The organism is Actinomycetota bacterium (assembly GCA_013152275.1).
Classification (GTDB): domain Bacteria; phylum Actinomycetota; class Acidimicrobiia; order Spongiisociales; family UBA4744; genus BMS3Bbin01.
Genome location: JAADGS010000027.1, coordinates 146710 through 160895, shown reverse-complemented (window position 1 = coordinate 160895; position 14186 = coordinate 146710). Strand labels below are relative to the sequence as shown.

The 14186-nt window shown below is 63.0% G+C and carries 10 protein-coding genes; 3 read left to right on the top strand and 7 right to left on the bottom strand.

Going from position 1 to position 14186, the window contains the following annotated elements:
• Positions 1 to 2: 2 nt before the first annotated feature.
• From nrfD to GXP34_04540, 3 genes are all read left to right on the top strand, one after another.
• Positions 3 to 1247, top strand: coding sequence for a polysulfide reductase NrfD (nrfD, locus tag GXP34_04550; protein ID NOY55239.1), 1245 nt, complete (start codon positions 3 to 5; stop codon positions 1245 to 1247).
• Entirely contained in the window at positions 1237 to 4395 is a 3159-nt protein-coding gene (locus GXP34_04545; protein NOY55238.1) for a molybdopterin-dependent oxidoreductase, read from the top strand. The genes nrfD and GXP34_04545 overlap by 11 nt, the downstream gene beginning before the upstream one ends.
• Positions 4396 to 4513: 118 nt before the next feature.
• Positions 4514 to 5626, top strand: a complete 1113-nt coding sequence (locus GXP34_04540; protein ID NOY55237.1) for a 4Fe-4S dicluster domain-containing protein — start codon at positions 4514 to 4516, stop codon at positions 5624 to 5626.
• Between the two features lie 63 nt (positions 5627 to 5689).
• Here the strand turns inward: GXP34_04540 and GXP34_04535 are convergent, their stop codons facing one another.
• From GXP34_04535 to GXP34_04505, 7 genes are all read right to left on the bottom strand, one after another.
• Positions 5690 to 6604, bottom strand: coding sequence for a proline dehydrogenase (locus GXP34_04535; protein NOY55236.1), 915 nt, complete (start codon positions 6602 to 6604; stop codon positions 5690 to 5692).
• Positions 6605 to 6607: 3 nt separating this feature from the next.
• Positions 6608 to 7432, bottom strand: a complete 825-nt coding sequence (locus GXP34_04530) for a pyrroline-5-carboxylate reductase (protein ID NOY55235.1) — start codon at positions 7430 to 7432, stop codon at positions 6608 to 6610.
• A gap of 8 nt (positions 7433 to 7440) precedes the next feature.
• Entirely contained in the window at positions 7441 to 8106 is a 666-nt protein-coding gene (gene udk / locus GXP34_04525) for a uridine kinase (GenBank protein NOY55234.1), read from the bottom strand.
• A gap of 95 nt (positions 8107 to 8201) precedes the next feature.
• A complete protein-coding gene (locus GXP34_04520) occupies positions 8202 to 9440 on the bottom strand; it encodes a YeeE/YedE family protein (protein ID NOY55233.1) in 1239 nt (412 codons plus the stop codon).
• Positions 9441 to 9456: 16 nt separating this feature from the next.
• Positions 9457 to 10008: a YeeE/YedE family protein gene (locus tag GXP34_04515; GenBank protein ID NOY55232.1), complete on the bottom strand. Its 552-nt coding sequence runs from the start codon at positions 10006 to 10008 to the stop codon at positions 9457 to 9459.
• Complete coding sequence (locus tag GXP34_04510; protein NOY55231.1) at positions 10005 to 12710, bottom strand: hypothetical protein; 2706 nt, start codon at positions 12708 to 12710, stop codon at positions 10005 to 10007. The genes GXP34_04515 and GXP34_04510 overlap by 4 nt, the downstream gene beginning before the upstream one ends.
• A complete protein-coding gene (locus GXP34_04505; GenBank protein NOY55230.1) occupies positions 12710 to 14110 on the bottom strand; it encodes a tetrathionate reductase family octaheme c-type cytochrome in 1401 nt (466 codons plus the stop codon). The genes GXP34_04510 and GXP34_04505 overlap by 1 nt, the downstream gene beginning before the upstream one ends.
• Positions 14111 to 14186 lie beyond the last annotated feature (76 nt).

The window sequence follows — 14186 nt, the reverse complement described above, 5'->3', positions numbered from 1 at the left end:
CTGTGACCAAAACATCGAAGACCATCGCCTGGGCACTCGCCGGCGCAGGGTTCCTCGCAGGAACCGTCGGCGTGGTCCTACGAATCACCCAAGGCCATCACATGGCCAACTACGGCAGCTACATACCGTGGGGTTTGTGGGTTGCCGCCTACATCTACCTGATCGGTCTGTCTGCCGGTGCATTCCTGCTGTCGACACTCGTCTACGTGTTTCGAGTGAAGCGGCTCGAAGGAGTCGGCAAACTGGCACTCTTCACCGCCCTGATCACACTCTTCGGAGCGATGCTGCTGGTGTGGTTCGACCTGGGACATCCACTGCGGGCATACCGCCTGATCACCCACACCCACTTCACGTCGATGATGGGCTGGATGGCGTGGCTGTACACAAGCTATTTCGTCCTGCTCCTCGTCGAACTGTGGTTCGCCATACGAGCCGACCTGGCCGCCTGCGCGAACGATCCAGGGCTTCGAGGCAAGCTCTGTGGCTTCCTGACGTTCGGACGTAGGGACCAGTCGACCGAAAGCATCGAGAGGGACCACAGAATCCTCAAGATCCTCGGATCGATCGGTGTTCCCCTCGCCGTCGCCTTCCACGGAGGTGTCGGAGCGCTCTTCGGTGTGGTCGGTGCACGACCCTTCTGGCACGGAGGCCTCACACCGATCGTGTTCCTGGTCGGGGCCCTGGTGTCGGGAGGTGCCCTCCTCACCTTTCTCACCGTCCTTTGGGGTCCCGACCGAGGTTCTCGAGCACACCGCAACACCGTCATCTTCCTCGGTCAGATCGTCCTTGGGCTTCTGGCGCTCGACGTTCTCCTCGAATGGGCCGAGTATTCCACCGGTCTCATATCGGCGGTACCGTCGATGACGGAGAGCATCCGCCTCGTCATGTTCGGACCGTACTGGTGGGCGTTCTGGATCGTTCACGTCATACTCGGCGTCATCGTGCCGGCCGCGCTCCTGACCTTCCGTGGCCGGTCGAAGGCGGCGATCGGATGGGCGGGTGCGCTCATCGCATCCACGTTCCTCACCGTGCGGCTGAACATCGTCCTTCCCGGCCTCGACGTCGAAGAGCTCGCCGGGCTCAAGCACGCCTTCACCGGTCCCGGCCTGACGTTCAACTACTACCCAAGCCTCGGTGAATGGCTCGTCTTCGTCTGGGTGGTCTCTCTGGCCGGAATCCTGTTCCTCACCGGATACCAACTCTTACCGATCATTCGTCAGAAGGAGGTCGTCCGACATGGCCGATGAACGCCACGTTGACACCCAGGAAAACGACAGCACGTTCTCGGTAACTCGACGAGATTTCGTCAAGACGAGCGCCCTCGTCGGTGGATCGATCGCCATGGCCGGTTCCCTTCCGGCGCTCGCACGAATCACCGGGAACATCGTGGAGCCCACCACGGCACTCGCCGGCGACGTCTATGCACTGAACAAGCCCGAAAACCTCATCTACTCGGTCTGCCTGGGCTGTCACACGGCCTGCACCCTCAAGGCGAAGCTTCAAGACGGTGTGCTCGTGAAGGTCGACGGCAACCCGTACAGCCCGATGAATCTCCTGCCTGCATTGTGGGAGAACACCCCGCTGCCGGAGGCGGCCAAGGACGATGCGAAGCTCTGCCCGAAAGGACAATCATCGGTCCAGATCGCCTACGACCCGTACCGGATCCGAAAGGTCCTCAAGCGTGTCGGTCGGAGAGGCCAAGGCCAGTGGCAGGTGATCGAATGGAACCAGTTCATCGACGAGGTCGTCACCGGTGGAGACCTTTTCGGCGAGGGTCCGGTCGACGGGCTCCAGGACGTCTACAAGCTCCGGGATCCTGAGCTGGCCAAGCAGCTTGCCGAAGACACGAGCGCCGTCGTGGCCGGTGACATGACGGTCGACGAGTTCAAACAGAAGCACGCCGCCCATCTCGATCTCCTCATCGATCCCGACCATCCGGATCTCGGACCGGTGAACAACCAGTTCGTGTTCCTGGGCGGACGCGTCGAACACGGCCGCAAGGAGCTGAGCAAACGCTTCACGTATGACGGTATGGGCTCGGTGAACTACTACCTGCATACCACCATCTGTGAGCAGAGCCACCACATCGCGTTCAAGCAGATGACCGGTGGCAAGGACCACTTGAAGCCGGATCTCCTCTCGGCCGAGTTCGTCATCTTCTTCGGCACCGGCGCGTTCGAGGCGAACTTCGGTCCGACACCGATGGCCGAACAGGTCACCGACTCACTGATCAGGAACAAGTTCAAGTTCGCCGTCGTCGACCCGCGGCTCAGCAAGACTGCCACGAAAGCCTGGAAGTGGGTTCCGGTGAATCCTGGCGCCGACGGCGCCCTGGCGCTGGGCATGATCCGCTGGATCATCGCGAGCGACCGTTACGACGCCGCCTACCTGTCTGCACCGAGCATGGACGCTGCGAAGGCGAACGGCGAAGTCACCTACACCGACGCAACCCATCTGGTCCGGGTCGACGAGATGGTGTTCCTCACGGCGGAAGACGCCGGACTCGAACCTCCCACCGACGAGAACGGCGAGCCGGTCACGGGAGCTCGTGTCCTGATGACCGATGGCGGTCCGACGCTCGCCGACGCGGCAGCGGCCGGTGCCTTGCTGGGCGAGTTCACCGTCAACGGCATCGTGGTCAAGCCGGCGTTTCAGCTGCTGGCGGATCGGGCGAACGAGAGGACGCTCGCCGAGTACGCAGATATCTGCGGCATACGTGAGCAGGACATCGTGAGCTTGGCCGACGAATTCACGAGTCACGGAAAGCGCGCCGCCACCGACATGTATCGGGGTCCGGTGCAGCACACCAACGGCTACCACAACGGTCAGGCGATCATCACCCTCAATGTGCTGATCGGCAACGTGAACCATCGCGGCGGTCTCACCGCGGGTGGCGGCCACTGGCACGAGGACGGCTCCAAACCCGGGGCACCCTTCCCGAAGAGTGTCGTTGCCGCAGCCCCCGGCGGACTGAAGAAGTGGGGCATCCACATCAACCGCCAACAGGCGTCCTACGACAAGACGACGCTGTTCGAAGGGTTCCCGGCCAAGCGGCCCTGGTACCCGTTCACGAACGACGTCTACCAGCACGTCATCCCCAGCGCCGCGGCAGGGTACCCGTACTCGGCGAAAGTGGTGCTCACGAACATGGGAACCGTGGCCCTCGCCTCACCGGCGGGACAGGCACAGATCGATCTCCTGCGAGATCCCACCAAGATCCCGCTGTTCATCGCGTGTGACATCGTGGTCGGCGAGACCTCCATGTACGCGGACTACATCGTGCCGGACCTCACCTACATGGAACGTTGGGGAACGCCACACACGTCGCCGGCGATCCTGACGAAGATGAGCAAGATACGCCAGCCCACCATGGCTCCCCTGACCGAGATCGTCGAGATCGACGGCGAACGGATGCCGATCTCATTCGACGCGTTCTTGATCGCCGTGGGCAAGAAGCTCGGTCTGGCTGGATTCGGAAAGGATGGACTCGGACCCGGCTACCCGTTGGACCGTCCCGAGCAGTACTTCCTGGCGTTCTTCGCCAACCTGGCGTTCGGAGACAAGGAGGACGGCTCCGAAACACTGCCGGAGTCGGACAGTGAGGAGTTCCGCATCTTCCGGGAAGCGAGACGCCACCTCCCGAAGACCGTCTTCGACGAGGACGTGTGGATGCGAGCCGTACCGCCGAAACTGTGGCCCAGCGTCGTCCACCTACTCAACCGGGGCGGGCGATTCGAGGCGAGCGACAAGCTGTACAAGGACAACGAGTGGCTCGCCCACCAATGGAAGGGCCGGTGGAACCTGTTCATCGAGAACGTGTCCAAGGTGAAAGACAGCATGACCGGTGAACGGTTCGATGGTCTACCGAAGTGGCAACCGGTCAAGGATGCGGCCGGCAACGAGATCGACGACGGAGCGTTCGATTTGAGCCTCATCACCTTCAAGGAGATCTGGGAGGGTCAGAGCCGCAGCCGAGGATCCGCCTGGCTCCAGAAGGCACTGTCGCCCAGGAACCACATCCAGATGAACACGAGGGACGCGGTTGCGCGAGGCATCAAGTCGGGTGAGCGTGCCCGCATCGTGTCGGCGAGCCTTCCGACCGGGACCTTCGATCTCGGTGATGGCCGCACCTACGCGGTCGAAGCCGAAGTGGATGTGATGGAGGGGATGCGTCCGGGCACCGTGGCACTCTCGTGGCGGGGCCACTGGGCGTATGGCTCGAACGACATCGTCATCGACGGTCAAACGATCAAGGGCGAACCGGCCCGGGCGTCCGGCACGGTACCGAACCCGGCGATGCGAATCGACCCGGTGGTCGGCGACGTCTGTCTCACCGACCCGATCGGTGGGAGCGCCAGCTTCTACGACACGAAAGTCAGGGTCGAGAAGGTGTAGGAGTCCGGCGAGCGGCGCCACCGCGACGATCGGTGATTCGCCTGCCCCACGTTGCAGTATTCCTCCCAGACGCGATCATGGGTCCGATCGGACCCATGATTGCGTCTGGAGGCCACGGGTGATCGGCCAACACGTCCCATCGGCAGACCTCGACCGATGCCTCAACCTCATCCATCGGCGCGCGGGTTGCCGACTGTGCGCGAATGCTTGTCCGGTCGATGCGATCAGCTTGGAGCATCCTGCACCGATCCTCGACACCGAAACATGCGTTGCCTGTGGCGTCTGCATCGCGGTATGCCCAACCGACGTGTTCGGCGAGGGAGACCACACCGAACGGACACTCCTCCGGTCGGTCTCGCAGCACGCACCCGACGAACTCGGCGTCGTGTGCGTTCGCCGCACCAACCCGCGGAAAGCTCCACTTCCGACGGCCATCGTCGTCACCCACCCCCGATGCCTGGGAAGCCTCGACATAGGCGACCTCCTGGAACTGTCCGACCAAGGGAACCGACCGATCGTGCTGGACGACACCCTCTGCGAAGAGTGCCCCATCGGCTCGGCGCACACGGTCATCGCCACAGCGGTCGATTCGGTGAATGCCCTCCTCGGAAACCCTCAGGCCATCCGCGTCGCCTCGGACGCGACGGAAACAGCCGCCGTCCGCGAGGTCATCGACGGGGCCCACCCGCACTTCACCCGGCGGGCGCTGTTCGGCCTGGTCCGGGATCGCGCTGCCGAACTGACCGATCGGGATCCCGGCGGCAGCCTTCCGACATCGCGCGTCCGGCTGCTCGCCCACCTTCCCACGATCGATGAGATGGGCACGACACGAATTCCCTTTGCCGATGTTCGCATCGATCCGGATGCGTGCACCGCGTGTCGGGCGTGCGTGCAGTTCTGTCCCACCGATGCGCTGACGATGTCGACGAAAGATGCGACGTTCGCCATCTCGTTTCGGCCGGCGGCATGTCTCGACTGTGGGATCTGTGCCGTTGCCTGTCCGGAATCGGCAGTGAGCTTCGGCGACCGGATCGAGGGGTTGCTCAACGCCAGAACACTGGCGGCCGGACCCCTGACCGCCTGCGAAAGCTGCAACACGCCCACGGCAGCCAAGGTCGGCGCCGACGGACGGACACTGTGCACCTGGTGCCGTCATGGTGCCGGAGCCGTCGGTCCACTTCACGACGAGGCGGGCCTGGTCGAGGACCTCCTCGGCAGACTCGACGACTGACCCCCTGCGAACCCAGGGCTCAGGGGGGTCGCCACGACCCCTACGAGCCCTGGGTTCAGTGAGTTACCGCCCGATCAGGGCCCTCGCGAAGAACCAGAGGTTGGCCGGGCGCTCCGCGAGCCGCCGGGTCAGGTAGGGATACCACTGGGAACCGTACGGCACGTACACCCGCAGCGGGTACCCCTTGGCCACGATCTCCTGCTGCAGGTTCTCTCTGATCCCGTAGAGCATCTGGAACTCGAACGGCTCTTCCCTCGACGCGGCCAGCACATACGTGCGTTCGATCAAACGTTCGTCGTGGGTCGCCACCGCGGGCTTGGTTTCCTTGGCGGCCATCAGCGTCTCCAGCAGCCGCTCGTACGACTCGTCGACCTCCCCTTTGGACTGGTAGGCGATGTCGGCGGGTTCGGCATAGGCGCCTTTACACAATCTGATATGCCCTCCGAGTGGGATCAGCCGCTCGAGGTCATCCGCAGTGCGATGCAGATAGGCCTGCACGGCGATGCCCAGGTTCCCGTGAGCACGCTGGACCTTCTCATAGAGATCGATCGTGATCCCGGTCCAGGTGGACTCCTCCATGTCGACCGTCACCGACGTACCGACCTCGGCCGCTTCGGTGGCAAGCTCCTCGAGCGCCACCCGCGCCTGTTCCTCGTCGAAGGCCATACCGAGCTGCGTCAACTTGATGGAGATGTTGGCGTCGAGACCCTCGGACGCGATTCTGTCGAGTATGGCGAGGTAGTCCTCTTTCGCCGCCTTGGCCGATGCCGCGTCGTGCACGTCCTCACCGAGATGGTCGAGCGACACCATGGCACCGGACTCGTTGAGCCGACGGGCCACAGCCACCGCATCGTCAAGGCTTTCACCGGCGACGAATCTCTTGGCCATGGCCCGCCCGGCCGGAAACCTCGTAAACGTCGCCCGAACCGCACTCCGTTCGGTCACCGCCAGCAAGGCCTTGCGAAAGAGTGTCGACACCCCTCATCTCTCCTCTCGACGAGCCGCCTCACCCAGCTCTCGTGAGCGATTCGCCGCAGCCGCGACCGCGTCCTCGACCAACGCCCGAAAACCTCGTCCTTCCAGGACGTGCATCGCAGCGGCGGTCGTGCCACCGGGTGATGTGACCTGTGCACGAAGCTCAAACGGTCCCTTGCCCGTCTCGACGAGGAGTGCGCCGGCACCCTTGATGGTCTGATTGACGAGGCGCTGGGCCACACTTCGGGAGAGGCCCTCTCTGACGGCCGCTTCCGTGAGCGCCTCGGCAAGAAGGAACGCGTAGGCGGGACCCGTACCGGACACCGCGGTGACGGCATCCAGGTGGTGCTCCTCCATCTGGATCACGCCACCAACCGCCTGAAGCACGATATCCGCATGGCGCATCGAACGCTCGCCCGCAAAGCGGCCTGGAGCAATCCCGGTGATGCCCTCGTCGACGAGCGCCGGAGTGTTCGGCATCGCCCGCACGACAGGTACGTCACCAAGCGCATCCTCATAGAGACTCGTCGCGACACCGGCGGCGAGGGACACCACGGTCTGTTCCGCCGTGACCACACCGGCAATTGCCGAGAGCAGCCGTGGGACCGAACGGGGCTTCACCGCGACGACGACCACGTCGCGGCCGGCGACCACGGTGACCGGGTCGAGGCTGGTTGGACACCCGTACCGGTCGGCCAGCTCCTCACGTTGTTCTTCCCGTCGCACGCCGAGCGACAGTTCACTCGGCTCCCAGGAGGCATTCAGAAGACCGACGACGAGTGCCTCGCCCATTGCGCCGACACCGAGTACTCCGACTGTTGGATGTGTCATCCGAGCGATTATACGGACCCGACGTCGGGGCCACCTTCGAGGCGTTGGCGAACCAGCCCCAGGACGGCGGCGACGGCGCCACGGTTGTATCCCTCCGGGATGATCAGGTCCGCATGGACCTTCGACGGCTCGACGAACTGCAGATGCATCGGTCGCACCGTGGCCAGGTACTGCTCGATCACCGAGCGCATCGTCCTGCCACGTTCTTCGATGTCTCGCTGCAGGCGTCGCAGCACCCTCAGATCCGGGTCGGTGTCGACGAACACCTTGAGATCCAGCAGGGCGCGCAGCTGAGCATCGGCGAGAACCAGGATGCCGTCCACGACGATCACCGGCGCCGGTTTCACGGTGACCGTCTCGGGGGATCGCAAATGTGTCGTGAAGTCATAGACGGGCTTCTCGATGGGATGACCGTCGAGCAACATCTCGAGATGCCGGACCAGCAGTTCGGTCTCGAGCGAACCGGGGTGGTCGTAGTTGATTCTGGATCGCTCCTCGAAGCTGAGACCTTCGAAGTGCCGGTAGTACGAGTCGTGCTCGAGGACGGCGACCTCCCCGACCCCCACGTCCGCCACCACGGCGGAGGCGATCGTCGTCTTGCCCGATCCGGAGCCGCCCGCAATACCGATCACCAGCGGCCTATTCGCCTCGGGGAAAGGAAATGCGCTCTCCACGGCCGCCAATGTAGTCGCTACCGATCGGCCGTCCGCCTTCAGGGGCTTCTCCCTTCGTTCACGGCAGCACCGACGATTGAGGATACGGGGGAACGTCAGCCACAGCCGCCGGCGGATGGGCCGGCCTTGGCTGCCAACTCCACCTTGGGCGTGAACTCCAGCTCGTACTCTTCGGGATCCGGACTTGCCGCCGAGTATGCGTCACCAAGCGCAGACGCGAAGACAAAACGGAGCTGATCGTCACCCACGACATGCGTTACCTGTTCCACTTCTCGTCCACCGAACGTCTCCAGCCACTCGTTGATGCCGCCTTCGAGGATGTACACATTCGGCACCTCCTCGGCGACGAGCACCTTCCACGCCTCGGTTGCAGCGGTCTCGTCATCGCTCATCAGCACCACGGCGGTCTTGGCCGGGTTGGCATTCAACTCGGGTGCCAAGGCATCGACCGCGGCGGGATCCGGATCGACGTGGTGCGACCAGGCAAGATGAAACAGGTTGTATTCCGACTCTGGACGCACATCGAGCATCACGAGTTTCACCTTGTCGTTGTTCATCAGTCCGAGAAGCTCCCCCGGATGGATCTGCACTTCCCGGTTCGCCAGCACCTGGTTCTGTTCTTCCGCCATGCGCTCCCATCGCTGCTCCCAGCCGGGCTGGCCGATGAGGATGACCACCAACGCAGCAAGTACGAATACGCCGGCGCCCACGAAACGGGCCTTCGGCCGGCTCTTCGGGTCGATCCCGCCGAAACGCTTCTCGAAGGTCTCCGCCGCCCAGAAGAACACGAGAGCAAGGACGATGACCAGGAGGACTGCGGCACCAGTGGAGATTCCAAGCCACTCGGGGATCGTGAAGCGCCCCATGTCCCAACCGAACCAGAACTTCTGGAAGGAATCGACCGTCTCGCCGAACGCGAAGATTCCGGTCATGATCCCGCCGAGATAGAACATCCCGTCAACGCTGCCGGTCGCCGCCGCAGTCGCCGACGTGCCCGGGCAGAAGCCACCGATCGTGAACCCGACACCCATGATGATGCCGCCCACGATCCCGGGCCACAGGTAGGTCGGATCCACGAACACCTTCGTGTAGTCGAGGATGCCAATCCCGGATGAGAAGAAGATGAGGGTCATGGCGGTGATGATTGCCGTGAACATCACTTTCAAGACGCGCATGTCCTTCAGGTAGAACTGTGCCGCAAGGTTTGGCGAGTAGGCGAACCCCGCCTGTTCCAACGCGGCACCGAAGAGAACGCCGATGATCAGATACAGCCCGTAGGCGAGCCACTTCCCGAGTTCCGCTTCGATCGGGAACGGGGCGATTGCGAATGTCATGACCATGTCGACCCCCTCAGTTCCAGAGCCTTCGGACGAACCACGCGACTGCGTAGCCCCCGGCGAACATCGCGAACATGAATGCCCAGCTCCCTACCGAGAGCACGGCCCCTCCGGACAGCGCCTGACCCGAGGTGCACCCTCGAGCGAACCGGGCCCCGAACCCCATGATCGTTCCGCCGATGAAGGCGAAGAGCCAACGAGTCTTCACCGAGATGTTCGGCCCTTTCCCGGTCCTGATCTTGAATCGACCGCTGAACCAGGAGGACAGGAACCCCCCTATCGGCACTCCGACCAGAAGCGGAACGATCCACAGGTCGAGGGGGTTCTTGTTCCCACCCGCGTAGTTCGCGAGGTAGGCGGTACGGTCGACATGCCCCGGGACGATCAAGTCCTCGATGAATGCCCAGATCCGCTGGAAACCACCAGAGGCCCCGAGACCATTCCCCGTGATGAAGAACGCAGCAAAGAGCACCAGGCCGAGGAGCACACCACCGAGATACGGGTTCATCCACGGCTTCTCCGGGCGCTTCTTGGTGAGCCACGATCGCGCGGTGGCGATGGTCATGCCGTGACCTCCTCTTCATGGACCTCGATGGTCTCCCATCCGGAAATCATGGCCCGAATGGCGGCGAGCGGAGTCGCTCCCGTGGTAGTCAGGTAGACGTGCAGAATGATGAAGGCGACGAACAGCCACGCTCCGAGCGCGTGCACCGGAAGCAAGAACGCCAGCCCACCGAGGGCCGCCGTCGCTCCCGGCCACTGCTGGGCACCCCAGATCATGATCCCGGTGATCATTTGCAGCGGCAACAACACATTCAGAATCACGACGTATGTCATCTGCTGCAAAGGATTCATCTTGTGGCGGGCATCCTTCTCGAACGGGTGGGGTTCACCTCTGAAGATGCCCTGCACGTAGAAGACCGCCTGGCGGACTGCCTGGTCGAAGAACCCTCTCGGCCGCGGGATGTACTGGCGAATCGCGCCGCTGGCAACGTGCCAGACGATCGACAGCAACGCGTTGGCCACCAAGATGGCCGCCATCACATTGTGGGTGATCACGAGCCTCGTAAAGCCTCGAGGACTCACGGCACCTGGCCAGTGGATGATCGCACCCGTGACCACCAGCAGGATGATCGCCACTGCCTGCAACCAATGCCAGAACCGCTCATACGGTTCATAGATGTGCACGAGCACCGTCTTGGGCTTGGCCTTGCTCAACCTGAGTCCGAGAAGAACCCGGAGGGCGCCGTGCAGACTGATTCCGAGGAGTGTCAGGATGAGCAGCACCCAGCCGAACCAATCGATCCAACCGCCCGAATCGCTTCCCAACACCCCGATGTCGGCCTCCGACGTCGTCGGCTGATACCAGAGCGTTCCATCTTCGGCCAGTTGCACCGAGCCTGTCGTCTCCGTATTCGTGTCGGAGACGAAGTGCGGTATGACTCCGCCGGGCACATATGCCGCAAGCTGCATGGACGCCGTGAGCCGGGAGTCTTTCGTATGGCACGTCTGACAATCCTTGGTGGCGAATTCACCACCGGTCACACCATGAGCCACGGTGAAGGGCTGAATCTCCGAATCGATGCGAGGATCGGAGAGCCCGATCGCCTCGAGCCGACTCTTGACAGCCGCCTCCTTTTCCGTCGTGTCGATCACGAGTTCTCTCTCGGCGACGACTCCGTCGCCGTTCGTATCGAACGCTGCCACGATTTCAGGTCGGTATGCACCCCCGACCAGGAACGCGGCTTCGAGGTCCCTCTGACGCACAGGACGCGCAGGATCGCCGTATATCCAGAACCATGACGACACCAGGTTGTACGGGGCGAGGCGAGTCTCGCCTTCCTCACCGACACGCTTCAGGATGACCGGCTCGTAGCCGGTGATCAGCGCCGAAGGGTCACCCGGCACCCCATCGATGCCCCGGTTCACCACCGCCGGAGTGCCATCGGTGTGGATGACCGTCCAGTCGTACTGTTCGGCGGCGGGCATGTACATCTTGGGGATATGGCATGTCTCGCATGCAAGCTGCTCCATGTGTCGGTCGGCAAAGGGAAGCCACTCGTGCGCCTTCTCGATACCGTGACACGACTCACAGGATCGCATCGTGTAGTCGAACTCCGGGGCGAGCGTCCCCTGGGCGCTTCTGCCCCTTGCCAGCTCATGGAGAGGCCGGGTCAGATAGTCACCGATGTCGGCCCTACGGGCATCGAAATCCAGGTAACTCGGTCGTGCCGTCTCGAGATAGATGGGGTTGTTGAGCGAGTGGTGGCAGTCGGTGCACTTCACCAGGCGCTCGGCGTGTACGTCCCACGCCCGGTTCAGGTCTTGTTTGTCGGCGAGATTGAGCGCCGATTCGGAGATCCGCTGTGCCGAGAAGACCTGGCCTGTGGTCAGGGTCTCCCATCCGCCGGTCGTCGAACCCACTTCGTCGAGCGGTCGGTCGGAGTCGTGAACGACCCCATGGCATATTCCGCAGTTGTCGTTCGAGGGGTCCTGGATCCTGACGTATTGCTTCGCCAGTCTCCCATCTTCATCGAACGCCCCGGGGTTCCACTTCCAGGCATGGTCCACGGTCGAGGTCACGATCCCGGTTCCGTTGAGCGTCGCCGTGTTGGCCCATTCGAACCGTCCTGCGGCAAGCTCACGCATCCTGGAGGCGTTGTCGGGCTGCGGTATGTGGCAGAGGAAGCAGTTGAGTTCCTCGACACCCGACGACTTCCAATCCCAGGGCACGATCTGGCCAGAGGCCGAATCGACGACGTGTGTCTCCGGATCCCCGGGGATCACCGCCAGATCGCCGAGCGGCGATCCGTTTCGCGACGTCGTGGCCGGACCGCCGCCAGGATGGCGGTAGCCGAGCGCTTCGATCCAGTCTGCGGTGCCGAGGTCGAGTCGCTCGTCACCTACCGGCGACAGATACCGATACGTGATCGGGCTCCACTCACCAAACCAACCAGGACTCGTATCCCAGGGCCGGCCTGAGGGGCTCAACCCCGGCTCGGTCATCGAAGTCAACCCCTGGTCGGAATGGAAGTCGTGATCGGCGATGAACTCGGTGTCGTGGCACTGTCCACATGTCTGCATCGTGGAAACCGGCCCGCCCGAATCGAGCACATTCCGACCGTTCTGGTCCAGCAGTTCGTACCGGGGATGCACGGGGCTCACGTCGGCGGCCGCCGGTCTCGTCATCGCAGCCAAGGTGGCGGTCAGGAGCGCGGTGGCAGCCAAGCCGACTGTCAGACTCCGGCGTACGGTCTTGCGTCCCATCACTCGCCTCCCACGAGACCGAGATCGACCCTGCCACCAGAGAACATCGGGTCACCGGGATAGCCGAGCGCCTCCCAATCGAACCTGCCTCCATCTCCGTGGCAGTCGTTGCACTGCAGAGCCTTCTCTGCAGGCTGCACCATGTGGGTGATCGGCCACCACATGTCGGTGCGCGTGAATCCGTACTCGCCGCTGTAGTCCAGGCCGGTGATCTCCGCTCCCAGTCTCAAGGCCGTTGGCCAGTCGAAGTCGACCCAGTAGCCGCCCTCACCGGCCAACTTCGGCTGAATCAGGATGTTGTTGACGGTGTCATACGGCTGCTTGGCACGATGGACCTTGAAGGGCCAGATCTTCGATCCCGGATCTGTGATGTCACCGTTGGGTTTGTTCAGCGGGGTAGGGCCATCGGTATCGATCGGGTCACCGAGCAGGTATCGATCGGCGGTTCCGTCGTTCCAGAAGTACTCGGGCGTCACCTTCGTGTCGTAGACGAAGCTGCCCTTGATCTTGAGGTATGTGTAGTGATCCTGCGGGATACTGTCGCTGCCGGCTGTCGACCAGTCCCACCACATCTTCGTCGGGTCCTTCAGCGCGTACTCGGGGACATGGCAGGTCTGACACGCCACCGCGTCGGTGTGACCGTTCAGGCGCTCATCCTCGTGCGGTTTCGAATCGTGGCAGTCGGTACAAAGGATCTGGTTGTGTGCATCGAGTGCAACCGACGTGGCGGTGCCCTTGATGTCGTGGTCCTCCGTCTTGTGACAGTCGGTGCAAACGAGGTCGTACCTGCCCATGTGGACGTCGATGTTCTCGTCCGGATAGATGAGCGTGTCGTCGAGGTCCCCGTGTTTGACCCCGTTGCCGCCCCCGCCCTCGAAATGGCATTGGCCGCAATTCCAACGTGAGGGATTCGCGACGCTCTGCGCGGCGATGGTGAGGTCGGATCCCTCTGCGGGGTTGCCTGACTCCCCCTTGGCGTACGCGTCGGATTGGTTGTGGCAGACGAGACAGTCGATGTTGTCCTCGTTCGTGAAGTCGAAGTTCTCGTCCGACCATCCGTAGCCGGCATGGCAGGTCGTGCACTTCGGCCAGTTCCCCTGCACACCGAGACAGAAGTTGTTGATCGAGTTCTTCTTGCCGAACGCAACCGGTTCTTGCCGACCTGCGATGGGGACGGGATCGTTCACCCATGTGAAGTGCTCCGAGTGCAGCATGTCTTCACCGGCGTCGGGATGACACTCCAAACAGGCCCGGGTGACCTCCTGTCCGGTCTCGTACGGGCCGGGCATCAAGGCCGTGTGGTCGGTGTGCCCCAGCTTCTCCGGGACGTGAGACCACGGGTCACTCGGCGTAGCAGGGCTCCGCAACGGCACGAAGATGATGATCGGAACAAGGATCACCACCAGGATCGCGATCAGGCCGATCAGGAAATCGCGTCGAAGGAGCCTCTTCGACGCCTTCTCGTCTGGAACGTGT

Coding starts and splice junctions, on each gene's coding strand:
- GXP34_04545 (NOY55238.1), top strand. CDS start 1,237: ATGGCCGATGAACGCCACGTTGACACCCAGGAAAACGACAGCACGTTC.
- GXP34_04530 (NOY55235.1), bottom strand. CDS start 7,432: ATGACACATCCAACAGTCGGAGTACTCGGTGTCGGCGCAATGGGCGAG.
- GXP34_04520 (NOY55233.1), bottom strand. CDS start 9,440: ATGACATTCGCAATCGCCCCGTTCCCGATCGAAGCGGAACTCGGGAAG.
- GXP34_04515 (NOY55232.1), bottom strand. CDS start 10,008: ATGACCATCGCCACCGCGCGATCGTGGCTCACCAAGAAGCGCCCGGAG.
- GXP34_04510 (NOY55231.1), bottom strand. CDS start 12,710: ATGGGACGCAAGACCGTACGCCGGAGTCTGACAGTCGGCTTGGCTGCC.